Origin of the sequence: Polymorphospora rubra (assembly GCF_018324255.1) — a bacterium.
Lineage (GTDB): Bacteria > Actinomycetota > Actinomycetes > Mycobacteriales > Micromonosporaceae > Polymorphospora > Polymorphospora rubra.
In genome coordinates this window covers 6599372-6622213 of the sequence record NZ_AP023359.1, presented here as the reverse complement: position 1 = coordinate 6622213, position 22842 = coordinate 6599372, and the positions used below count along the sequence as shown (strand labels likewise).

19 protein-coding genes and 1 pseudogene are annotated in these 22842 nt (G+C 73.1%); 6 read left to right on the top strand and 14 right to left on the bottom strand.

What is annotated here, in order from left to right; all coding sequences use genetic code 11:
- Window positions 1-316: 316 nt before the first annotated feature.
- Both Prubr_RS29765 and Prubr_RS29760 read left to right on the top strand, forming a co-directional pair.
- Complete coding sequence (locus tag Prubr_RS29765) at window positions 317-3094, top strand: DEAD/DEAH box helicase (RefSeq protein ID WP_212828705.1); 2778 nt, start codon at window positions 317-319, stop codon at window positions 3092-3094.
- Entirely contained in the window at window positions 3091-3903 is an 813-nt protein-coding gene (locus tag Prubr_RS29760) for an SWIM zinc finger family protein (protein WP_246567819.1), read from the top strand. Before Prubr_RS29765 ends, Prubr_RS29760 begins: the two co-directional genes overlap by 4 nt.
- Here Prubr_RS29760 and bla read toward each other — a convergent pair.
- Window positions 3900-4838, bottom strand: coding sequence for a class A beta-lactamase (gene bla, locus Prubr_RS29755; protein ID WP_212818178.1), 939 nt, complete (start codon window positions 4836-4838; stop codon window positions 3900-3902). The two genes, Prubr_RS29760 and bla, sit on opposite strands and share 4 nt — an antisense overlap.
- 169 nt (window positions 4839-5007) lie before the next feature.
- Between bla and Prubr_RS29750 the strand changes: the two genes are divergently transcribed.
- Window positions 5008-5421 carry a hypothetical protein gene (locus Prubr_RS29750; protein ID WP_212818177.1) on the top strand — a complete coding sequence of 138 codons (414 nt, stop codon included), beginning with the start codon at window positions 5008-5010 and terminating at the stop codon, window positions 5419-5421.
- Between the two features lie 102 nt (window positions 5422-5523).
- Here the strand turns inward: Prubr_RS29750 and Prubr_RS29745 are convergent, their stop codons facing one another.
- From Prubr_RS29745 to kdd, 10 genes and pseudogenes are all read right to left on the bottom strand, one after another.
- A complete protein-coding gene (locus Prubr_RS29745; protein ID WP_212818176.1) occupies window positions 5524-5865 on the bottom strand; it encodes an RNA polymerase-binding protein RbpA in 342 nt (113 codons plus the stop codon).
- Between the two features lie 223 nt (window positions 5866-6088).
- Window positions 6089-7291, bottom strand: coding sequence for a hypothetical protein (locus Prubr_RS29740; RefSeq protein ID WP_425518071.1), 1203 nt, complete (start codon window positions 7289-7291; stop codon window positions 6089-6091).
- A gap of 67 nt (window positions 7292-7358) precedes the next feature.
- Window positions 7359-7913, bottom strand: a complete 555-nt coding sequence (locus Prubr_RS29735) for an FxsA family protein (RefSeq protein ID WP_212818175.1) — start codon at window positions 7911-7913, stop codon at window positions 7359-7361.
- A 57-nt stretch (window positions 7914-7970) separates the two neighbouring features.
- Window positions 7971-8771 carry a polyprenol monophosphomannose synthase gene (locus Prubr_RS29730; protein ID WP_246569067.1) on the bottom strand — a complete coding sequence of 267 codons (801 nt, stop codon included), beginning with the start codon at window positions 8769-8771 and terminating at the stop codon, window positions 7971-7973.
- A 5-nt stretch (window positions 8772-8776) separates the two neighbouring features.
- Complete coding sequence (gene lnt / locus Prubr_RS29725) at window positions 8777-10453, bottom strand: apolipoprotein N-acyltransferase (protein WP_212828699.1); 1677 nt, start codon at window positions 10451-10453, stop codon at window positions 8777-8779.
- Between the two features lie 530 nt (window positions 10454-10983).
- Window positions 10984-12275, bottom strand: a pseudogene (locus Prubr_RS29720) (glutamate mutase L).
- Between the two features lie 61 nt (window positions 12276-12336).
- Window positions 12337-12747 (bottom strand): 3-aminobutyryl-CoA ammonia lyase, encoded by a 411-nt coding sequence (kal, locus tag Prubr_RS29715; RefSeq protein WP_246567815.1) that lies wholly within the window; start codon window positions 12745-12747, stop codon window positions 12337-12339.
- On the bottom strand, window positions 12744-15137 hold the full coding sequence (kamD, locus tag Prubr_RS29705; RefSeq protein ID WP_246569065.1) for a lysine 5,6-aminomutase subunit alpha: 2394 nt from the start codon (window positions 15135-15137) through the stop codon (window positions 12744-12746). Before kamD ends, kal begins: the two co-directional genes overlap by 4 nt.
- Window positions 15137-16642 (bottom strand): amidohydrolase, encoded by a 1506-nt coding sequence (locus tag Prubr_RS29700; RefSeq protein WP_212828696.1) that lies wholly within the window; start codon window positions 16640-16642, stop codon window positions 15137-15139. The genes kamD and Prubr_RS29700 overlap by 1 nt, the downstream gene beginning before the upstream one ends.
- A gap of 95 nt (window positions 16643-16737) precedes the next feature.
- Window positions 16738-17769, bottom strand: a complete 1032-nt coding sequence (kdd, locus tag Prubr_RS29695; RefSeq protein ID WP_212818174.1) for an L-erythro-3,5-diaminohexanoate dehydrogenase — start codon at window positions 17767-17769, stop codon at window positions 16738-16740.
- Window positions 17770-17906: 137 nt separating this feature from the next.
- Here kdd and Prubr_RS29690 point away from each other — a divergent pair, with 137 nt between their 5' ends.
- Window positions 17907-19328: a KamA family radical SAM protein gene (locus Prubr_RS29690; protein ID WP_212818173.1), complete on the top strand. Its 1422-nt coding sequence runs from the start codon at window positions 17907-17909 to the stop codon at window positions 19326-19328.
- A gap of 66 nt (window positions 19329-19394) precedes the next feature.
- On the opposite strand, the gene Prubr_RS29685 is transcribed toward Prubr_RS29690, so the two are convergent.
- Window positions 19395-19589, bottom strand: a complete 195-nt coding sequence (locus Prubr_RS29685; protein ID WP_212818172.1) for a CsbD family protein — start codon at window positions 19587-19589, stop codon at window positions 19395-19397.
- Between the two features lie 157 nt (window positions 19590-19746).
- Here Prubr_RS29685 and Prubr_RS29680 point away from each other — a divergent pair, with 157 nt between their 5' ends.
- Together Prubr_RS29680 and Prubr_RS29675 are read left to right on the top strand one after the other, a co-directional pair.
- The gene (locus Prubr_RS29680; protein WP_212818171.1) at window positions 19747-20310 is read left to right on the top strand and encodes a histidine phosphatase family protein; all 564 of its coding nucleotides are present in this window, start codon (window positions 19747-19749) and stop codon (window positions 20308-20310) included.
- Between the two features lie 82 nt (window positions 20311-20392).
- Window positions 20393-21454: a MerR family transcriptional regulator gene (locus tag Prubr_RS29675; protein WP_212818170.1), complete on the top strand. Its 1062-nt coding sequence runs from the start codon at window positions 20393-20395 to the stop codon at window positions 21452-21454.
- 42 nt (window positions 21455-21496) lie between these two features.
- Here Prubr_RS29675 and Prubr_RS29670 read toward each other — a convergent pair whose 3' ends face one another.
- Both Prubr_RS29670 and Prubr_RS29665 read right to left on the bottom strand, forming a co-directional pair.
- Window positions 21497-21955 carry an Lrp/AsnC family transcriptional regulator gene (locus Prubr_RS29670; RefSeq protein WP_212818169.1) on the bottom strand — a complete coding sequence of 153 codons (459 nt, stop codon included), beginning with the start codon at window positions 21953-21955 and terminating at the stop codon, window positions 21497-21499.
- A 237-nt stretch (window positions 21956-22192) separates the two neighbouring features.
- Window positions 22193-22549, bottom strand: coding sequence for a histone-like nucleoid-structuring protein Lsr2 (locus Prubr_RS29665; protein WP_212818168.1), 357 nt, complete (start codon window positions 22547-22549; stop codon window positions 22193-22195).
- Window positions 22550-22842 lie beyond the last annotated feature (293 nt).

Below are 22842 nucleotides of genomic sequence, written 5' to 3'. Positions count from 1 at the left end.
CGCCGCCTGGTGCCGAGGGCGGTTGCGCCCGGCCGTTGTTGATGGTCCTCATTGTTGATCTGAGCGGGAGGAACCTTACCCACGCTCGATAAGGTCCCTCCCGCTCAGATCAACAACGCAACTCCGCGAAGCACCCCCGCCCAGGACGGACGTTCGACACATATCGCCCTGCCAACGGGGCGGTGGACGGGGATCCCCCAGCCGTGGCCTTCGGTCGGGCACGGAACCGGCGGCCACCTCCGTGGCGGCGTGGCTACAATGGGCGGACTCCGTACGGCGTACTGAGTTTGCGGATCCGGGGGCGGGCGTGGCGACGATGTGGCAGCGGTGTGCGGTGGCCTTCGAGCCGGCCGATCCACCCCGGGCCGGCCGGCTGGCGTTCTGGGCACCCGACGGCGGACCGCTCCCCGACGACGGACCGGACGACGGCAGCGTCGGTGAGCTGACCGTGGCGGTCCCGGACGGCGACGGTGTCGCGGTGTCGACGGTCACCGCCCGGCGGCTACCGGTTGGCGCGGCGCTGCCGCTACTGGCCGGGGCGGGATCGCACGCGCATCCGGCGGCCGCGTTCTGGGCGTCGGCCGCCGGCGTGGCACTGCACCTGGTGGCGCGGGGCCGGCTGCTGCCCGGGGTCTCCCCCGCCGGGTTCGACGCGTGGCGGGTCGGCCCGCTCGACGCCGACGACGTCGGCCGGATCGGTGCCCTGGGTGCGGCGATGCCGGCCTGGGCACGTGCCGTACCGCTGCCGTCGGACGGCGGCGGGGTCCGGCTGCCGGACGCGTATCCGCTGCTGCGGGCGTTCCTGGACGCGGTCGCCGACGACCTGCCGCGCGGCCGGGACGCGGACGGGACCGCGTACGCCGGCCGGGCGCCGCTGCGCGTCGACGGGCTGCGGGACTGGGCCGCCGAACTGGCCGCCGGTGTCGACGCCGGGGTACGGGTGTCGCTGCGGCTGGAGATCCCCGGCGGTGACCCGGCCGCCGGCCCGTGGCAGGCGGTGGTGCAGGTGCACGGGCTCGCCGCCCCGGGGCTGGTCGCCGACGTGGCGCCGGTGTGGGCGGGGTCGGCGGCCGGGTTCGACGCGCGGGCGCCGCAGGACGTGGTGCTCGCGGTACGGCGGGCGGCGCGGGTGTGGGAGCCGCTGCGACGGCTGCTGTCCGGGCCGGTCCCGGACCGGATGGTGCTCGGTGACGACGAGGTCGCCGACCTGGTCGACGGTGCGGCGGGGCGGCTGGCGGCGGCCGGGGTGGCGGTGCACTGGCCCCGGGAGGTGGACCGGGACGTGTCGGTGCGGGCCCTGGTCGGCGCGGCCGACGCCGGACCCGGCGGCGCCGGAGGCGGTCGGGTGTTCGGCGCTGGCGCGCTGCTGTCGTTCGACTGGCAGGTGGCGTTGGGCGGCGAGCCGTTGACGGCGGCCGAACTGGAGGTGCTGGCGTCGGCGCGGCGGCCGGTGGTGCGGCTGCGGGACCGGTGGGTGCTGGCCGCCCCGGAGGTGGTGGCCCGGGCCCGGCAGCGGTCGCTGCCGGCGGTGACCGCGGTGGACGGGCTGGCGGCGGTCCTGTCGGGGGCGACGGTCGTCGACGGGGAGCCGGTGGAGGTGGTCGCGGACGGCTGGTTGACGCGGCTGCGGGACCGGCTCGCCACCCCGGGCGACGACCGGTCGCACGCCGACGTCGGGGTACCGGCCGGGTTGGCGGCGACGTTGCGCGACTACCAGGTGCGTGGGCTGCGGTGGCTGGTCCGGATGACGTCGCTGGGGTTGGGGGCGTGTCTGGCCGACGACATGGGGCTGGGCAAGACGGTCACGCTGATCGCCCTGCACCTGCACCGGCAGGCCGATCCGGCGACGGCGGGACCGACCCTGGTGGTGTGTCCGGCGTCGCTGCTCGGCAACTGGGAGCGGGAGGTGCGCCGGTTCGCGCCGGGGGTCGCGGTGTCGCGGTTCCACGGCCCGGACCGGTCCCTTCCCGCGGTCGCCGGCGGGTTCGTCCTGACGACGTACGCGACGATGCGGCTGGACGCGCAGCGGCTGGCCGGTGGCGGGTGGGCGCTGGTCGTCGCCGACGAGGCGCAGCACGTGAAGAATCCGGATTCCCGCTCGGCGCGGGCGTTGCGGCTGGTCGCCGACGTCGCACCGGCCCGGGTCGCGTTGACGGGCACGCCGGTGGAGAACAACCTCGACGAGTTGTGGGCGATCCTGGACTGGACCACGCCGGGGCTGCTGGGCGGCCGTACGACGTTCCGGCGGCGGTGGGCCGATCCGGTCCAGTCCGGTGACGAGGCGGCGGGGCGGCGGCTCGCGCGGCTGGTCGGCCCGTTCCTGCTCCGGCGGCGCAAGTCGGACCCGGACGTGGTGCCGGAGCTGCCGGCGAAGACGCAGACCGACCAGCCGGTGGCGTTGACGGTGGAGCAGACCGCGTTGTACGAGGCGGTGGTCCGCGAGGCGTTGGCGCGGCTGCCGGGTACGGCCGGAATGGCCCGCCGCGGTGCGGTGGTGTCGCTGCTGACGGCGTTGAAGCAGATCTGCAACCATCCGGCGCAGTACCTGAGGGAGGACGAGCCGGTCCTCGCCGGCCGGTCGGGGAAACTGGAGCTGCTCGACGAGCTGGTCGACGCGATCGTGGCCGGCGGCGGCGCGGTCCTGGTCTTCAGCCAGTACGTGGCGATGGGCCGGCTGCTGCGCCGGCATCTGCGGGCCCGCGGGTACGGGTGCGAGCTGCTGCACGGCGGCACGTCGCTGCCGCGCCGGCAGGAGATGGTGGACCGGTTCCAGGCCGGTGCGGTGCCGGTGTTCGTGTTGTCGTTGAAGGCGGCCGGGACGGGGTTGAACCTGACCAGGGCCGATCATGTGGTCCACTTCGACCGGTGGTGGAATCCGGCGGTCGAGGACCAGGCGACCGACCGCGCGTACCGGATCGGGCAGATCCGGCCGGTGCAGGTGCACCGGCTGGTGGCCGAGGGCACGGTCGAGGACCGGATCGCGGCGATGCTGTCCGCGAAGCGGGAGCTCGCCGACACGGTCCTGCACTCCGGTGCGGCGGCGTTGACCGAACTGTCCGACGCCGAACTGGCCGAACTGGTGGTGCTGCGGTGAGCGACGACCGGGTGCGCGGCTTTCCGGCGTTCGGCCGCGGCGGCCGCCGGGTGCGGCAGTTCGCGGCGTCGTGGTGGGGGCGGGCGTGGGTACGCGCCATGGAGGAGACCGCCCTGGACGGCGAGCAACTGCGCAAGGGCCGCCGGTACGCGTACACCGGACACGTCGGGTCGATCACGGTCTCCCCCGGCCGGCTGGCCGCACCCGTGTACGGCGACGACGGGGCCACGTACACGACCGTGGTGTACGTGGAGCGGCTCGCCGACGCCGGCTGGGAGCGGCTGGCCGACGAGGTGGCCGGCAACGCCGGCTATCTGGCGGCGCTGCTCGACGGTGAGGTGCCGCACGACCTGGTCGCGGCCGCCGACGACGCCGGGGTGCGGCTGCTGCCGGATCTGGGTGACCTGCAGCCGGAGTGCGACTGCGCCGACTTCGAGTTCCCGTGCCGGCACGCGGCGGCGCTGTGTTACCAGGCGTCGTGGCTGCTGGACGCGGATCCGTTCGTCCTGCTGCTGTTGCGGGGCCGGGGACGCGGCGAGCTGCTGGCGGGGTTACGGCGGCGCGGCGCGGCCCGGACGCCGGCGGTGCCGCAGCCGGTCGCGCCGGCCGGGGTGGACGCGGTGGCGGCGTACGCCACCGGGGTGCCGCCGTTGCCGCCACCGCCGCCGGCGGTGGCCGCGGTCGGGCCGGCCGGGCTGCCGGTGTTCGCGCCGGCGGCCGGCGTCGATCCGCGGGTCCTGCGTGAAGCGGTCGCGGTCGCGGCCGGCCGGGCCGCGGCACTGGCCGCGCGGCCGGCGGGTGGCCGCTAAAAATGCCCGACGATGATCCTGGTCGCCTGCGCGACCAGCGCGTTGTCGTACGTGGCGTCGCGGTGGTCGCGGCTGGACAGGACGGCGAGTACGACGGGTGCGCGGCCGGGTGGCCGGACGACGGCGATGTCGTTGCGGGTGCCGTAGCCGCCGGCGCCGGTCTTGTCGCCGACGGTCCAGCCGTCGGGTACGCCGGCACGCACGAGTTCGTCGCCGGTGGTGTTGCCGGCCAGCCAGCCGTTGAGGACGTCGCGGTCGTCGGCGGTCAGGGCGTCGTCGACGGCGTACGCGCGCAGGCCGGCGGCCAGGGCGCGCGGGGTGCTGGTGTCCCGGTCGTCGCCGGGCGTGGCCTGGTTGAGGTCGGTTTCCCACCGGTCGACGCTGGTGGTGTCGTCACCGATGCCGCGCAGCGCCCGTTCGAAGCCGGCCGGGCCGCCGAGGTGGCCCAGCAGCAGGTTCCCGGCGGTGTTGTCGCTGTGGCGGACGGCGGCGTCGCACAGGGCGCGCAGGGTCATGCCGGTGTCGACGTGCCGCTGCGTGACCGGTGAGTGGGCGACGAGGTCGGCGCGGTCGTAGCGGACGGTCGCGTCGAGTTGCGCGGGCGTGGTCGCGGCGAGGACGGCCGCGGCGGCGAGTGCCTTGAACGTCGACGCGTACGCGAACCGTTCGTCGGCCCGCCACGTCACGGTGCGTCCGGTACCGGTGTCGACGGCGTAGACGCCGAGCCGGGCGTCGTACGCGGCTTCGAGGTCGGCGAACGCCGGGTCGGTCGCCGGCGCTGTCGGGCCGGCGGCGGTCGTGGCGGTGTCGGGTCCGGGGGTGGCGGTGGAGCCCGGGGTGGTCGCGGGTTCGGGGCCGGCGCAGGCGGTGGTCAGCAGGACGACCGCCGCGGCGAGCGTGGCGACCTTCGCGCCGGCGGTTCGGACTTCTCCCATCTGCGCCTCCCGGTGGTGGTCGACAGGGAATCTACGGCAGAGCCGGTCGGAGCTGGGACCCCGGCGGCGGCCGCCGAATGGAAGACATCGCCCGCCATCCATAGAATGGGGCGAAGTGCCGTATTCGACCCTCGCTGGGAGATCACCTCAGCAGACCCGGAGGAGACACATGAAGCTCGTCAGGACCACCGTCGCAACCGTCACCGTTGCCGCCGCGATGATGGCCGGAGCGTTGACCGCGGCGACCCCGGCGTACGCGGCCACCTACGGGGGCGAGTGCGGTTCCGGCTACGGCGTCGTGAACTCCGCCGCGATCGGCGCCAAGGGGACCGTGTTCCTCACCTACAGCGCGGCCACCGGCCGCAACTGCGTGGTCGCCAAGCGGAACACCGCCGGCTCGCCGGTCCTCATCGAGGCGGGCCTCGCGATCCACCCGGTCGGGAGCCACTGGACGGCCTACGAGGGCGACCAGTTCCGGTCGTACGCCGGCCCGATCTACCTGCAGGCGGCGGGCAGGTGCGTCGACTGGATGGGCCGCATCAGCGGCACCCAGGGCGGCAAGCGCGGCACCAACTGCGGCTGACGCCGTCCGCAGCCCGGACGGGTGGGCCACCGGGCCCTGCGAACCCCACAACGGCGAAACCGCCCCCGGGGCCAACCCCGGGGGCGGTTCGGTGTTCGCGGGTCAGCGGCCGCCGCGGCGGGCGCGGACCTCGTCCAGTCGCTCGTTCAGGATGTCTTCCAGTTCGGCGATCGACCGCCGCTCCAGGAGCATGTCCCAGTGCGTACGCGGCGGCTTGGCCTTCTTCTGCTCCGGCTCGCTGCCGTCGACCAGGCGCGCGACGCTGCCGTCGAACTTGCACTCCCAGGTCGTGGGGACCTCGGCGTCGACGGCGAACGGGACCTCGAACTGGTGGCCCTTCAGACACAGGTACTCGCGGGTCTGGCGCGGAGCGAGTTCGGTGTTGCGGTCGGACTCGTAGCTGACTGCTCCCAGACGGCTGCCGCGCAGCATGCGCTCGCCCATGATCGGCTTTCCCCTCGGTCGTGGTGCTGGTATTCCGTACGTGGTGCGGTGGTGGTGGCCCCGTCGCCGGGGTGCACCTGACAAAGCTTCTCGCTGAATGTAACGACGTGCGGCATCCCGGCGATTCCCGCCGGACGGCGTCGGACAAACGCTCCGAGGATAGCCCGAACCAGCCACCGGTCGCCCGGTCACCCGGGGTGATACTGCCCGCTACGCCGTACCGCTACACCGACGGTACGCCGCCGGCCGGTGGGCGGGTCGCGGCGCCCAGCGCCGCCAGCGCCGCCGCGAGATCGGTGACCTGGCCGGACAGCTGCCCGGCGCGGGCCTGGGCGGCGTCGGCGTCGGCCCGCGTCGCGGCCAGCCGTGCCGTGAGCTGCTCGGCGTCGGCGCGGGCGGCGGCGGCCGTGGCGGCGGCGGCGCGCAGCTCGCCGGCGACCCGGTCCCGTTCCGCGAGGGCCGCGTCCCGGGCGCGGACCGCGTCGTCGGCGGCCGTACGGGCCCGGGCGGCGTCGCCCTCGGCCTGCCCGGCGACGGTCCGGGCCTGTTCGGCGAGGGTCCGGGCGTGTTCGGCGTCACGGGTCGCCTCCTGGGCCCGGGCCCGCGCCGATCCCGCCTCGTCCCGGGACCGTTCGGCCTGGGCGACCGCGTCGGCGGCGGCCTGCGTCGCCCGCTGCGCGTCGGCGCGGGCGGTGTCCCGGTCGGCGACGGCGGCGGCCAGTTCCCGGCGCAGCCCGGCAAGTTCCCGGCCGGCCCGGTCGGCGTCGGCGCGGGCGGCGACCAGTTCGCCGCGTACGGTGTCGCGATCCTGTTCGGCCCGCTCCCGCAGCGCGTCGGCGGCGCTGGCCTGCCCGCGGGCGGTGTCCCGCTCGACCAGGGCGGCGTCGGCGCGCAGCCCGGCCCGCTCCGCCCGCTCCCGGGCCGCGTCGGCGTCGGCGCGGGCGGCGTCGCGGGCCTGCTCCGCCGCCGAAGCCTGCTGTCGGGCCTGCCCGGCGGCGCGGGCGGCGGCTTCGGCGTCGGCGCGGGCCTCGTCACGTTCGGCGTGCGCGGCCGCGACCCGGGCGGCGGCGGACGCGTCGGCCTCGGCCAGCCGCCGCTCCACCCCGGCCGGCGACAGTTCGGCGTGCAACGCCTCGGTGAGGGTGTCGACGACCTGGTCGAGCCGGTCCACGGCCTCCCAGGTGCGGGCGACCTGACCGGCCAGCCCCGGCGAGTTGCGGTGCCGCATCCGGGTGTTCCGGGACTCGCGCTGGCAGGCGCCGTCGTTGTCGCGGCAGTAGCGGAACGGCCGGCCGGCCGCGGCCCGTTGCGGCACCGGCCGGCCGCAGTGCGCGCACGGCCGGGTCTCGGCCGTCGTATCCTGCGGCCCGGTTTCCGCCAGCGTCGGCGCCGTGTCCTGGTCTGCGGCCGTACGCCCGTTTCGCATCGTCGTCATCGCCGGCAGATCCTACGCGGGCCGTACCGGGGCAGCCCGGCGACGGCCGGGCGTGTCGTCAGCGGCGCGGGCCCGGCTCGACGATCTCGCCCTCGATGACCTCGGTCGGCCCCGCGGGCTCCGGAGCCGCCGCCGCGCCCGGTTCCGGCTTGGTCAGCGTCGGCCCGGCCGGCTCCGCCGCGGGCTCACCCCGGTGTACGCGCACCCGGCGGGGACCGAACAGGTCGCCGGCGACCGCCGACGACACCCGCCGCTCGGCGGCGACCTGGACCCGGCGCCGCGTCAGCCGGCGCACCGGCGGCACGGCCAGCAGCAGCCCGACCGCACCGGACACCAGGCCGGGCGCGGCCAGCAGCAGCCCGGCGGCCAGCCCGACGACGCCGTCGGTGACCTGTTCACCGGGCGGGGAACCCGACTGTGCCGCGTCCCGGAACCCGCGCCAGGCCCGCAGCCCCTCCCGGCGCAGCAGCCACATGCCGAGCACCGACGCGGCCAGTCCGATCAGGATCGTCCACCCGAACCCGATCGCCCGGCCGACGAACACGAACACCACGACCTCGACGACCGCGAGGGCCAGCAGGGCCAACGGCACGTAGCGGAGCCTGCCGCGCATGTCAGCTCACATCCCCAAGCTCGAGGTCCAACCGGTCAAGCATGACACGCGTACCGGTCACGGCCAGCGCGCGTGGGCGTCGGTACGACCCCGCACCGCCCGGGTCACCGCGTCCCGCCGGTCCCGGGCACCCCACATCGTCACCCGCCACAACGCCTCGCCGACGATCACCGAACTCATCTTCGACGCGCCCCGTTCCCGCTCGGCGAACGTGATCGGCACCTCCACGATCCGCAGCCCGGCCCGGTGCACCCGCCGCGACAGCTCCACCTGGAACGAGTAGCCCTGCGACGCCACCGACTCGAAATCGATCTTCTCCAGGGCCGGCAGCCGGTACACCCGGTAGCCGCCGGTCGCGTCGTGGACCGGCATCCCCAACGCCAGCCGCGTGTACAGGTTCCCGCCACGCGACAGCAGCTGCCGGTGCCACGGCCAGTTGACGACCTTCCCGCCACGCACCCACCGCGAACCGATCACCACGTCGGCGCCCCGGGCCGCGTCCAGCAGCCGCGGCAGCTCCTCCGGCGCGTGCGACCCGTCGGCGTCCATCTCCACGACCGCGTCGTAGCCGCGCTCGCGGGCGACGGCGAACCCCGCCACGTACGCGGCGCCCAGCCCCTGCTTGCCCGGCCGGTGCAGCACGTGCACCCGCGGATCGTCGGCCGCCAGCGCGTCGGCGACGTCACCGGTGCCGTCCGGGCTGTTGTCGTCGGCGATCAGGATGTCGACCGACGGCACCGCCCGCCGCACCCGCGACGTGATCACGCCGACGTTGTCGGCCTCGTTGTACGTCGGGATGACCACCAGCACCCGGCCGACACCCGGATAACCCTCCAGGTACGACTCCTGCCCGTCCACGTCGCTCACCGTTCCTCCGAATCCTTCCCGACCACGTCACCGGACACCACGACCGCCGCACCCGGCCGGGACCGCCGCCGCAGCACCACCGCGCCGGCCACCACCATGCCCGCGGCCACCACCAGCAGCACCTCCGGCCAGAACCCGACCCGGGTCGCGATCGTGCGCCCCTCCCGCAGCGCCAACTCCCGCACGATCACCTCGGCGGTGTTGAACCCGGTGCCGTCGAATACCCGCCCGTCGACGCCGACGAACCCGGACACCCCGACCGTCGACGCCATCAACGCCTCCCGGCCGTGCTCGACCGCCCGCAGCCGCACCATCGCCAACTGCTGCCGCGCCTCGGCCTCGTTGAACGTCGCGTTGTTCGTCTGCACCACCAGCAACTGCGCACCCCCGACCACCGTGTCCCGGACGATCCCGTCGTACGCCACCTCGAAACAGATGACGTCACCGACGACCGCCGGCCCCAACCGCAACACCCCCGGCTCCGAGCCCGGCACGAAGTCCGACGCCACCCGGTCGACCTCCTTGCTGACCATCCGCGCGATGTCCCGCAACGGCACGTACTCCGCGAAGGGCACCGGATGCCGCTTGACGTACATCCGCTCCTCGACCCCGGTCCCCGGCTGCCACACCAGACCCACGTTGCGGACCTGGCCCGGCTCCGGCCCCCGCAGCACCGCACCGACCAGGATCGGCGCCCCGATCGCGTCGGCCGCCACCGAGATCCGCGCCGCCGCGTCCGGGTTCCGCAACGGGTCGATGTCGCTGGAGTTCTCCGGCCACACCACCAGGTCCGGCCGCTCCTGCTCGCCGGCCGCGACCCGGCGCGCCAGCTCGACGGTGCCGTTGACGTGATTGTCCAGCACCGCCCGCCGCTGCGCGTTGAAATCGAAACCCATCCGCGGCACGTTGCCCTGCACCACCGCCACCACCGCCGTACCGGTCGACGAGGTGCCACCGACCGGCGCCGCGAACCCGACCAGGACCACCACCACCGCCCCGACGAGCCCGGCCGCCACCCGCACCAGCCCGGCCCGGTCCACGGCCCGCCACGACCGCCACAGCGCCGCCACCACGAACCCGCCGGCGACCCCGACCGCGAACGTCACCAGCGGCGCCCCACCGACCGCCGCCAGCCGCAGCAGCGGCGACTCGTCCTGACTGAACGCCAACCGGCCCCACGGGAACCCGCCGAACGGCGTCCGGTCCCGCAACGCCTCCTGCGCCACCCACAACACCCCGGTCACCGCCGGCCACGACCACCGCATCCGGTCGACGACCGGACTCACGTACGCCGCCACCGCACCCAGCAGCCCCAGGTACACCGACTCCAGCCCCGACAGCAGCAGCCACGGCAGATTGCTCAGGTGCAGGTTCGTCCAGGACAGCAACGGCACGAAGAACACCGCACCGGCCAACGCCCCGTACCCGAACCCGGCCACCGGCCGCCGTCGGTGCACCGCCACCGCGAACAACGCCACCCCGACCGGCGCCAGCCACCACCGGCCGTACGGCGGAAACGACACCAGCAGCGCCAGCCCCGCACCGACCGCCGCCGGAAGTGACAGCCACCACGGCAGCGGCCGCCGCGCCGACCCGCCGGCCGGCACCTCCGTCACCGGACCCCGCGACCCCGGACCCGAACCCGACCGGTCCGCACCGGCCGTCTGCACCATCGCCACCCGCGCCTCACCCGTGACCCGGCCGCCGCCGGCACACCCCGGCGACGGTCCATCCCCGCAACGCTACCGGGCCGTCGAACGGCACCGCGCACAAAGCCGTACGCACCGGACGATCGGCGGGTTCACCACCGGAAACGGAAATCGGGGCGTGACCGTCACGGTCACGCCCCGATGCTCCCAGGCCCTTCCCGGCCGGTGCGGCAGTGGCGACCCACCCGACCTTCGGACCGACAAGGCGGCGGCTGGCTGCCCCCGTCATGCCGTTGTCTACTGGCCGCGCATTTCCCCCTGCCCACACACCGGTAGTCGCAGCCGGTTCGCGCCGCCCCGCCGACCCCCGCCCACTGGACCTGGCCGTGGCGACTCGTTGCCGCGCGGCCAGCAGACGAAGGGACGAAGCGAACAACAGCCGCTTCCCGTTGTAGGACTCAAAGACGGTACGTGCACCACCCCAGGACCTGTCAACAGCCGCAACGGCAGACATCGAAAACACCGGCGTGTCGCCCTGGCGTGTTGCGTCCCGATCACCTGTCCGACGTACCGGCCAACCCCCGCAACAACCCCGCCGCCGCCACCGGAAACCCGTCCGCCAACAACCCGGCCGCCGCCAACACGTAGTCGACGTCGACGACCGTACGCGGCGCCCGCGGCACCGCCCACCCACCCGCATGGTCCGCCAACGCCGCCGCCAACACCCCCGCACCCGCACCGGCCACCCCGTGCCGCAACACCCCACCCGACCCCACCACCAGCCGCACGTCCCGCAGATCCCGCGCCCCCCGCTCGCCACGCCCACCACCGCGGGCATGCCGACGCAACGCCACCGTCACCGCCAACTCCGCGATCCGCCGATCGACCGCACCACCCGCGCCGACGAGCGTCGACGGATCCGCCGCAAGCGCCGCCGCCGCCACCGCCAACCCGTCCCCCTCACCCGGCGCCAGCAGCCGCTCCAGCCCCGCCGCCGCGACCACCCCGGCGCACTCCACCGCATCCCCAGATCGCCCTCGACCGTCCGGGCCCGCCACCACGTGCCGGCAACCTCCCGACCCGGGCCCGTCGCCCGCTCGTCCGGCGTCAACACCGAATACACGTCCGTGGTCGCCCCACCCACATCCACCACCAGCAGGTCACCGCCGACCTGGCCGGCCAGCGCCTCCACCCCGGTCAGGACCGCGTCCGGGGTCGCCGCCCGCACCAGCGCACCGAACCGCGGCCCCCGCGACAGCCGCTTACCGCCGATCACATGCCGCAGGAACACCTCCCGGATCGCCGCCCGCGCCGACCCCGGCGCCAACACCCCGATCCGGGGCAGCACGTTGTCGGCCGCCGACACCGGCACCCCCCGCCCGGCCAGCACCGCCACCACCTCGTCACGCACGTCGACGTTGCCGGCCACCACCACCGGCACCCGCCACCGGGCCCGCGCCAACCGGCCCGCGTTACCGACCAGCACCTCGGCGTCACCGCCGTCGGTGCCACCGACCAGCAGCACCACGTCCGGCCGCGCCGCCCGCAACGCCGACACACCCGCCGCGTCCAGCCGGCCCGCCGAAACGTGCACCACCCGCGCCCCCGCCGACAGCCCGACCCGGGCCCCGGCCTGCGCCGTCACCAACTCCTCGTAGCCGACCACCGCCAGCCGCAACCCGCCGCCGGCCGACGAACACACCAGCCACGGCACATCCGACGGCCCCAACCCGACGGTCGCCGCCGCCACCGCCGCGTCCAGACCACGCAACACGTCCGAACCCACCGTCGTCGGCCCCGACGCCGACCCGATCAGACCGCCGCCGGCCAGGTCGACGACCGCCACCTTCGTGAACGTCGACCCGACATCGGCACAGACCGCGTACGTCACCGACGGCCGACCCGGATCACGGACGCGACGGAACGACCACCGTGCCGGTCGCCGTCACCGCCACCAGCGGCTCCGGCAGCACCGACGCCACCGAACCCGCACCCTCACCACGACACACCACCGCACACACGAACTCCAACGTCCGTGACCGCGTCCCGACCCGCGTCACCGTCGCCGACACCTCCACCACGTCACCGGCCCGCACCGGCGCCCGGAACTGCACATCCGAGTACGACGCGAACAACCCCTCGTCACCGTCGGTACGGATACACACCTCCGTCGCCACATCCCCGAACAACCCCAACGCGTACGCCCCGTCGACCAGGTTCCCCGCGTAGTGCGCGTGCGAATACGGCACGTACCTGCGGTGCGTCACCGTCAACCCCAGCCGCTCGTCGCCGCTCATAACGTCCACCCGCTCGCTCATGCCCCCACCTTGCTCGTGATCAACGCGTGAACCAGGTAACTCGCGACCTCACCGGGCGTCGTACCCCGACCGAAGATCCGGTCCACACCCAACTCGCCGGTCATCTTCTCGTCGAACCGCGGCCCACCCACGACCAGCAGCGGCCGCCGACCCGCCGGCAACGCCTCCCGGAACGCCGCCGACATCTCCCGCGTGTTGTGCAGATGCGCATCCCGCTGCGTCACCACCTGCGACACCAGCACCGCGTCCGCCCGCTCCGCCCGCGCCGCCTCCACCAGATCCGGCACACTCACCTGCGCACCCAGGTTCGTCACCTTCAACTCCCGGTAGTACTCCAGGCCCTTCTCACCCGCGATCCCCTTCACGTTCAGGATCGCGTCGATGCCCACCGTGTGCGCGTCCGTACCGATACACGCACCCACCACCGACAACTTGCGCCGCAACCGGCGCTTCACCAACGCGTTGACCTCCTTGGCGGACAGCAGCGGAAAGTCCCGCTCCACCACCTCCACCTTCGACAGATCCACCAGATGGTTCACCCGCCCGTACACGACGAAGAACGTGAACCCGTCCCCCATCTGCCGCGAATGGACCAGCATCGCCGGATCCAGCCCCATCTTCGCCGCCAACTGCAACGCCGCGCCCTCGGCCCGTTTGTCGTGCGGCACCGGCAACGTGAACGACACCTGCACCATGCCGTCCCCGGTCGTGTCCCCGTACGGCCGCACGATCTGCCTCTGGTCCACCGCGCTCACGGTGCCTGCCTTCCGTTCGCGACTGCGGGGCTCCGCTTCGCTGCACTCCTCGCGCTCACCGGGCGCGCCCCCGCCCGCTGAAGCCGACTCCAGGATCTCCGTAGCCGGGTTGTAGTAGCCCGCCTCCTGCCGCGCCACCCCGTCCAGGCCCTTGCCCCGGTCCGCGGGCCGCCGCATGATCCCGAACGTCCCGTCCGCGATCGCCCGCAACAGCGTGTCGTCGACGATCCGCTCCAACAACGACACCGCCTCACCCAACACCTGGTTCGCCCGCGCCTGGATGAACCCGCCCGGCGCCGGCACGAAATCCTCCGCCAACCCGCCCGCCGCACCCAGCACGTACCGCACGTTCTGCAACGCGATGTCCCGGTCCGACAACCACGGCGTCACCACCGCCTCGGTCATCATCCCCACCAGCAGGATCCCCTGACCGGTCAGCGCACCCACCAGATTGAAGAAACCGTCCAGCAGATTCCCCCGGAACACGTCCCCGGTCATGTGCTTCGTCGGCGGCATCCACTTCAACGGCGCATCCGGAAACAACTCCCGCGCCAACAACGCGTGCGCCAACTCCAACCGCAACGACTCCGGCACATCCGGATTGATCTCGAACGCGTGCCCCAACCCCAACTGCCAGTCCGCCAACCCCGCCTCATGCGCGAAGAACTCGTTCAACAACTGCGACACCGTCACCGTGTGCGCCTCGTCGACCGCGTCCGCCGTCGTCAGATAATTGTCCTCACCGGTATTGATGATGATCCCCGCCCGCGCGTGCACCTGCCGCGAAAAACGCTGATCGACGAACGTCCGCACCGGATTGATGTCCCGGAACAGAATCCCGTACATCGAATCGTTCAACATCATGTCCAGCCGCTCCAACCCCGCGAGCGTCGCCATCTCCGGCATACACAACCCAGAGGCGTAATTCGTCAACCGCACATAACGCCCCAACTCCCGCGACGACTCGTCCAACGCCGCCCGCATCAACCGGAAATTCTCCTGCGTCGCGTACGTCCCCGCGAACCCCTCCCGCGTCGCCCCCTCCGGCACATAGTCCAACAACGACTGCCCCGTCGACCGGATCACCGCGATCACGTCCGCACCCGCCCGCGCCGCCGCCTGCGCCTGCGGAATGTCCTCGTAGATGTCCCCCGTCGCCACGATCAGATAGATCCACGGCCGCCGCGGCGGATCCCCCCACCGCCGCACCAGCCGCTCCCGCTCCGCCCGCCGCCGATCGATACGCCGCACCCCCGCCGCCACCGCCCGACGCGACGCCCGCCGCGCCGCCGACGCCCCCCGCCCCGACGGCACCACGAACCGCACCGACCCCGCCGCCGCCTTCTGCGCCAGCAACGTCACGTCGTCGACACCCTCACGCGCCATCGCCTCGAACACCGGCACCGCCACCCCGTGCCCCAGCCCCACGTCGGCGACGACCGCGTCCACCAACCGGTTCACCCACGGAATCCCGTCCGGATCCGCACCCGACACCCCGGCCAGCCGCAACACCGCCCGCTCCACCGACACCGTCGTATGACCACGCGCCAGATCCACCACCGGCTGACCCGCCCGCCGCGCCAATTCCCGCGCCCGGCCCACCAGCACCGGATCCAGATCCAACTTGCCCACGATCACTCCCTGTCGAAGATCACTTGGCCGCGCGACACCGTACGCCGACACACCGGAAGCGGAGTCGGATCCGCCGGCCCCCGAAGATCCGGATCCTCGGCCACCAACACCGGCATCCCACCCACCACCTCCGTCGCCACATCCCACACCGCGAACGTCGCCGGCGCCCCCAACGCCAACACCCCGTCCATCACCCGCCCCACCTCAGGCGGCAATGCCCGCCAACCACCCCGACTGTGCGCCGCGAACGCCGCCCGAACACTCATCCGGTGCACCGGATTGAAATGCGACACCGCCGCCCGCACCGAACCCCACGGATCCACCGGCGTCACCGGCGAATCCGAACCGAACGCCAACGCCACACCCACCCCGTGCATCGCACCGAACGGATTCGAATCCAACGACCGCGCCAACCCCAACCGCTGCTCGTACATCCGCCCCGCACCACCCCACAACCGATCGAACGCCGGCTGCATACTGGCCACGATCCCGAACTCCACGAACCGGCCGATCATCGCCTTGTCCGCCAACTCCGCATGCTCGATCCGATGCCGCCCCGCCCGCAACCGCGCCAACCCCACCTCCCGCGCCGCCGCCCCGAACCCCGACAACACCGTCGCGATCGCCTCGTCACCGATCGCGTGGAACCCGCCCTGCAACCCCGACCCCACACACTCCACCAGGTGGTCCCGCACCTGATCCACCGACACGAACCCCGCCCCACAACCCCGGTCACCATCCAGATACGCCTGCGACACATGCGCCGTACGCGACCCCAACGCCCCGTCCGCGTACAGATCCCCACCCGCCGCCACCGCACCCAACTCCCGCGCCCGCGCCACCCCCATCAACTCACCCCAGTAGCCGTACACCTCCGGCAACCCCGCCCCCGACAACCCCAGCAACCCCACGAAATCCGCCTCGCTCGACGTACCCGGCCCACCACACTCGTGCACCGCCGCCACCCCCAACGACGCCGCATGCCCCAACGCCGCCCGCTGCACCGCCGCCCGCTGCGCCACCGACACCGACCCCAACGCCAACTCGCGCACCACATGGTGCGCCGCCTCCCGCACCCACCCCGACCCGTCGAACCCCTCCGTCGTACGCACCGCCGGCGCCGCCGCCAACAACGCCGACGAACACAACGCCGAATGGACCGACGCCTGCGACAGATACACCCGCCGACCCGCCGCCGCCCGATCCAACTCCGCCGGCCCCGGCGGCACCTGATCCGACCACGTCGACTCGTCCCACCCGTGCCCGATCACCACCGCATCCGCCGGCAACCCCGCCGCGAACCCCGCCACCGCCGCCAACAACTCACCCGGCGACCGCACCCCCGACAGATCCAGCCCCGACAACACCAACCCGGTATCCGTCACGTGCACGTGCGCGTCCACGAACGCCGGCGTCACCAACGCCCCACCCAGATCCACCACCGCATCCGCCGCCGGCGCGTCCGCGTCCACCCCCAACCACGCGATCAACCCGTCCCGCACCAGCATCGCCGTCGCCGTCGGCTCCGCCGGACAGTAGAACCGGCCACCCCGGTAGAGCACCGAACGGCCGGCTTCGCGCACAGAGGCATCAGTCATGCCCATCAGTCTGCCGCCAACCGCGCCTCGAACAACCCACGCACACCCGCCTCCGCCCGCACCAACCCCAACGCGAACTCCGCATGCCCCGGCACATAACCGTTACCGACCAGCATCGACACATCCGCGGCCAACCCCTCCGCACCCAACGCCGCCGCCGCGAAACTCGTCGCCATCGAGAAGAAGATCACCGTCCCGCCGTCCACCGTCGACAGAATCGCCCCGTGCTCGCAACCAGGCACATCCACACACACCACCGTCACGTCCGCCGGCCCACCCAACGCGCCCGCCACCGCCGCCGACAACCCCACCGGATCCCGCGCGTCCGCCAACACCACCTCGTCCGCCAACCCCGCCGCGACCAGCCGCTCCCGCTCACCGGCCACCGGCACCACACCCACCGTGCGCGCCGCGCCCGCCCGGCGCGCCGCCACCAACGCCAGCGACCCGCTCTTGCCGGCCCCGCCGAGCACCGCCACCGTCGGCGCCGCGTACCCGCGCACCACCCGGTCGGTCAACGCCGGCGCACCACACACGTCCAGCACCGACAGCGCCAACCGCGGATCCAGGTCGTCCGGCAGCACCGCCGCGATCGACCGCGCGAACAACACCGCGTGCCCCGAACACGGCACCTGCTCACCCAGACCGTCCCAGCCGGCCAGGCCGTCGTCGACCGAGAGCGGCGTCAACGTCAACGACACCAGCGTCGCCACCCGGTCACCGACCTTCAGCCCCAACGGCGACTCCGGCCCCACCGCACGGACCGTACCGACCAGCATCCCGCCCGACCCGGTGACCGGATTGTGCATCTTGCCGCGCGACGTGACGATCTCCAGCACCTCGGCCCGCACCGCCGCGCCGTCACCACCGTGCTTCTCCGACAACTGCCGGAAGCTCGCCGCGTCCAGGTTCAGCCGCTCGACGTCGATCAGCACCTCGTCCGGCCCGACCCGCGGGCTCGCATCCAACCGCCAGGCGGCCTGCGGCAACACGCCCACCGGCTCGACCACCCGGTGCAGCCCGACCGGCGACGTCATCGCAACCCCTCTCGTTTGGCAGCCACTCGCGACGCGGGAAAACTTACGGCAGAATAGTTCCTCTGCAGGAGGATTTCCAGTAGCCTCAGGCGGCCTCAACCGGGTAACCACCCACCGCGCACACACCAGGAGGGTCCGTGACGCACCCCAGGGAGGCGGAACACCGCCCCACGCACCCCGCGCCCACCACCCCCGGAGCGCGCCCCACCGCCGGACAGCCGTACGACTACCACCGACGCGAACTCGTCGAACCCGACTGGACCCGCTTCCCCGGCTGGCGCCACATCACCCGCGAACAGTGGGAATCCGCCCAATGGCAGCGCGTCAACTGCGTCAAGAACACCAAACAACTCCACGCCGTCCTCGGTGACCTCGTCGACGACACCTTCTACGCCGACCTCACCGCCGACCAGGCCGAACTCGCCACCATGTCCATGCTCATCCCACCCCAGATGATCAACACCATGGTCCCGACCGGCCCCGTCACCACCGACACGCTGCGCGCCGACCCGATCCGGCGCTACATGATCCCGATCGCCTCCGACCGCCGCACCGACTGGCCCTCCCACCCCTACGCCAGCCGCGACTCACTCCACGAACACGACATGTGGGTCGCCGAAGGACTCACCCACCGCTACCCCACCAAGGTCCTCGCCGAACTGCTCTCCACCTGCCCCCAGTACTGCGGCCACTGCACCCGCATGGACCTCGTCGGCAACTCCACCCCCGCCGTCGACAAACTCAAACTCACCCTCAAACCCGTCGACCGCTACGACGCCCACATCGCCTACCTGCGCGCCCACCCCGGCGTACGCGACGTCGTCGTCTCCGGTGGCGACGTCGCCAACGTCCCCTGGCGCAACCTCGAGAACTACCTCATGCGACTGCTCGACATCGAAACCATCCGCGACATCCGGCTCGCCACCAAGGCCCTCATGGGCCTGCCCCAGCACTGGCTGCAGCCCGACGTCGTCGAAGGACTCGAACGCGTCGCCCGCACCGCCGCCCGCCGCGGCGTCAACCTCGCCATCCACACCCACGTCAACCACGCCCAGTCGCTGACCCCGCTCGTCGCCCGCGCCGCCCAGACCGCGCTCGACGTCGGCGTACGCGACGTACGCAACCAGGGCGTCCTGATGCGCGGCGTCAACGCCACCGTCACCGACCTGCTCGACCTGTGCTTCGCGCTGCAGGGCGAGGCCGGGATCCTGCCCTACTACTTCTACATGTGCGACATGATCCCCAACGCCGAACACTGGCGCGTCCCGGTCTGGCACGCCCAGCAGCTCCAACACGACCTGATGGGCTACCTGCCCGGCTACGCCACCCCGCGGATCGTCTGCGACGTCCCCTTCGTCGGCAAGCGCTGGGTCCACATGCTCACCGAGTACGACCGCGAGCACGGCATCTCGTACTGGACGAAGAACTACCGGACCTCGATCGAGACCGACGACGACGAGGTCTACGACAAGCGCTACGCCTACTACGACCCCATCGACACGCTGCCCGACTCCGGCCAGCGCTGGTGGCGCAAGCAGGCCTCGGCCATGCCGGCCTGACCCGCCGACACGCGAGAAGGGGACCCCGGGCCGGGGTCCCCTTCTTCGTCGTCGCGGATGCGCCGGTCAGCCCCGGAACGCGTCCCGCGCGTCGCGGCCGGCGTCCTTCACGTGTTCACCGGCCTGCTTGGCCCGCGCACCGGTCTTCTCCGCCGACCCCTCGGCCCGCATGCGCTCGTTGTCGGTGGCGTCGCCGAACTTCTCCTTGGCGGCGCCCTTCATCTCTTCGGCCTTGTTCCTGGCCTTGTCGGCGATGCTCATCTCGACTCCTCCGTCGTGCCGGTGTCGGTTGGTCCTGCCCTCTGGCATGCCCCGTCCGTCGGTGACGGAAACGTCGGCGATGGTGTGGGCCACCACCGCTAGCGCATCCTAGGATGCTAGGTAAACGGCGGGAAGCTGTCGGTGGTTGACTGGGGGCATGGCGGAGATCGTCCTCGTCCGGCACGGCCACACCGAGTGGAGCGCCACCCACCGGCACACCTCGTACACCGACCTCGACCTCAGCCCCGACGGCGAACGGCAGGCCCGCGACCTGCGGAACCGGCTCGCCGGCCGCAGGTTCGCCGCCGTCCTCGCCAGTCCCCGCCGGCGGGCCCTGCGCACCGCCGAACTCGCCGGCCTGGCCGTCACCGCGGTCGACGACGACCTCACCGAATGGAACTACGGCAGCTACGAGGGCCGCACCACCGCCGAGATCCACACCGACCGGCCCGACTGGAACCTGTGGACCGACGGCGCGCCCGACGGCGAGACCCCCGACCAGGTCGGTACCCGGCTCGACCGCGTCCTCGCCCGGGCCACCACGCTGCTCGCCGACGGCGACGTCGCCCTCGTCGCCCACGGGCACTGCCTGCGCGTCGCCGGCGCCCGGTGGATCGCCCTGCCCCCGGCCGCCGGCGGCCGGCTCCGCCTCGACACCGCCACCCTGTCCGCCCTCGGCCACGAACACTCCCGCCCCGTCATCCTGCGCTGGAACACCTGAGAACGCGGACTGGACCCTTCCCCTGGGGCAGGCCGCAGCATCAGGTGACCGGTCGACCGGCCGGCACGAGAAGGGGGCGGGAGTGCCACTGCTGACCATCGGAGCCTTCGCCGCGGCCACCCGGCTGTCGGCCAAGGCCCTGCGGCTGTACGACGAACTCGGTCTGCTGCCGCCGGCCGCCGTCGACGGCGACACCGGCTACCGGTACTACGACGAGGCGCAGCTCGACCGGGCCCGCCTCATCGCCCGGCTGCGCGGGATCGGCATGCCGCTGGCCCGGATCCGGGCCGTCTGCGACCTGGGCCCCACCGCGGCCGCCGACGAGGTCGCCGCCTACTGGGCCCATGTCGCCGCCGACACCGCCGTACGCCAGCGGCTCGCCACCCGGCTCGTGGAGGACCTGTCAGGAAGGGCCACCATGTACGACAACCCACTGGGCATCCGCCCCGCCGCCCGCACCGACGCCGGCGAGGGACGCGACACCAACGAGGACGTCGCCTACGCCGGCACCCGGCTGCTCGCCGTCGCCGACGGCACCCGCGGGCCGGGCGGCCGGGCCAGCGCCGCCGCCGTCGAAACGCTCACCGCACTGGAGACCGCTGCGGTGGACGACCCGCTCGGCGCCCTCGCCGACGCCGTGGCCCGCGCCAACCGGGCCGTGGACCACGTCGGCGCCGACGTCCCGGCCGGCGGCGGCGAGGCCGCCACCACGCTGACCGCCATGCTGTGGACCGGCTCGCACCTCGCCCTGGCCCACATCGGCGACACCCGCGTCTACCTGCTGCGCGAGGGGCGGCTCAGCCAGCTCACCCACGACCACACCTGGGTGCAGTCACAGGTCGACGAGGGACGGCTCGGCCCGCAGGAAGCGCTCACCCACCCGCAGCGGGCCCTGCTCGCCCGGGCCCTGACCGGGGCCGCCGGCACCGAACCCGACCTGTCGCTCCACCGGGCGCTGGCCGGCGACCGGTACCTGCTCTGTTCCGACGGGCTGTCCGGGGTCGTACCGCCCGCCGCGCTGCACGGCACCCTGCGCGACGCCGGCGAACCGGCCCGGACCGTCGACGCGCTCATCGCCCTCGCCCACGACCACGGCGCACCCGACAACATCGCCTGCGTGGTCGCGGACGTGGTCGCCGACTGACCGGCGCACACGTTGGCCCCGGTGCCCAGGGCGGCGCCGGGGCTACGGCGCCGGCTGCTGGGCCACCTTCGGCGGCCGGTTCTCGTACGGCGTGGACAGCACGACCGTCGTACGGGTCGTCACGTTCGCCGCCGTACGGATCTCCTGGAGGACCCGCTCGAGGTCGGTGGGGCCCGCCACCCGCACCAGCAGCAGATAGAAGTCCTCCCCCGCCACCGAATAGCAGGAATCGATCTCCGGGAGGTGCGACAACCTCTCCGGCGCGTCGTCGGGCTGTGACGGATCGAACGGCCGGATCGCCACGAAAGCGGTCAACGGCAGGTCGAGCGCCTCGAACGACACCCGGGCGGAATAGCCTTTGATCACTTCCCGCTGTTCGAGTCGACGCACCCGCTGGTGCACCGCCGACACGGAAAGCCCGACCTTTTCCGCCAGGTCGGTGTAGGACAGCCGGCCGTCCGCGGTGAGGGCGGCGACGATAGCGCGGTCGATCTCTTCCACGGCGAGAAACCTACCGTTTCCGGCGGTGCCGGGCGATCCCGAAAAAGGCGAACGTCCGGCCGTCCCGGGCCGGCACCACGGCCGCGGGGGCGACCGGACCGGTCACCGCCGGACGGCGGCGGCGGACGATCGCCCTCGATGGCACCGCACAACGGCCCGGCACGGTCCGGGCGCACGTACGGCCGGTCGGGCCGTCAGGCGCACCCCGCCCGACTGACGGCTCCGACACGGGACGGGTCACCGACCGTGCGCGGCCCGATAGGCGTCACTGACCTCCTGCGGAATACGGCCCCGGTCGGAAACCTCGAAACCGTTCTCCGCAGCCCAGGCACGGATCGCGCGATTCTCGTCACGGCCGCTGGTGCTGGTCGCCACCGAACGGCCGACCGGGCGGTTCGCCGAACGCACCACACCACCCCGACCGATACGGTGGCCGGCCTTGATGAACTCGTCGAGAGCCGCGCGCAGCTTGCCGGCATTGGCGTCCGAGAGGTCGATCGTGTAGTTCACGCCGTCGATACCGAACTCGACGGTCCGGTCGGCCGGCTGACCATCGAGGTCGTCGATGAGTGTGGTAATTACCTGTCGGGCCATGGAATCTCCTAGAAAGGCGGTCAGGGCGGAGATCAAGTCTCGCGTAGCACAAGGTCGAAGAGCAAATCCGAGGTGTGCGTGCCAGATTACGCTTCTGTTGCGGCATGGCGGCACCATTCAGCCCGATCCCGCAATGACGAATAGCGATCACAACCTCACCGTGCGCGCAATGACGTGGGCGGACCGGGGCGCCGCACGGTAATGGCCGCCGCGCCGAACCAGGTCGCGGCACCGTCCGGCCGCGTCCGGCACCGCCCGGACGGGTGCGCTCCCTGCGTCCGAACTGATCCTCG

Coding starts and splice junctions, on each gene's coding strand:
- kal (WP_246567815.1), bottom strand. CDS start 12,747: ATGAGCGAGCGGGTGGACGTTATGAGCGGCGACGAGCGGCTGGGGTTG.
- Prubr_RS29680 (WP_212818171.1), top strand. CDS start 19,747: ATGGCGGAGATCGTCCTCGTCCGGCACGGCCACACCGAGTGGAGCGCC.
- Prubr_RS29735 (WP_212818175.1), bottom strand. CDS start 7,913: ATGCGCGGCAGGCTCCGCTACGTGCCGTTGGCCCTGCTGGCCCTCGCG.
- Prubr_RS29740 (WP_425518071.1), bottom strand. CDS start 7,291: ATGCGAAACGGGCGTACGGCCGCAGACCAGGACACGGCGCCGACGCTG.
- Prubr_RS29745 (WP_212818176.1), bottom strand. CDS start 5,865: ATGGGCGAGCGCATGCTGCGCGGCAGCCGTCTGGGAGCAGTCAGCTAC.
- lnt (WP_212828699.1), bottom strand. CDS start 10,453: ATGGTGCAGACGGCCGGTGCGGACCGGTCGGGTTCGGGTCCGGGGTCG.
- Prubr_RS29765 (WP_212828705.1), top strand. CDS start 317: ATGTGGCAGCGGTGTGCGGTGGCCTTCGAGCCGGCCGATCCACCCCGG.
- Prubr_RS29700 (WP_212828696.1), bottom strand. CDS start 16,642: ATGCTGGTGCGGGACGGGTTGATCGCGTGGTTGGGGGTGGACGCGGAC.
- bla (WP_212818178.1), bottom strand. CDS start 4,838: ATGGGAGAAGTCCGAACCGCCGGCGCGAAGGTCGCCACGCTCGCCGCG.
- kdd (WP_212818174.1), bottom strand. CDS start 17,769: ATGACGTCGCCGGTCGGGCTGCACCGGGTGGTCGAGCCGGTGGGCGTG.
- Prubr_RS29685 (WP_212818172.1), bottom strand. CDS start 19,589: ATGAGCATCGCCGACAAGGCCAGGAACAAGGCCGAAGAGATGAAGGGC.
- Prubr_RS29750 (WP_212818177.1), top strand. CDS start 5,008: ATGAAGCTCGTCAGGACCACCGTCGCAACCGTCACCGTTGCCGCCGCG.
- Prubr_RS29665 (WP_212818168.1), bottom strand. CDS start 22,549: ATGGCCCGACAGGTAATTACCACACTCATCGACGACCTCGATGGTCAG.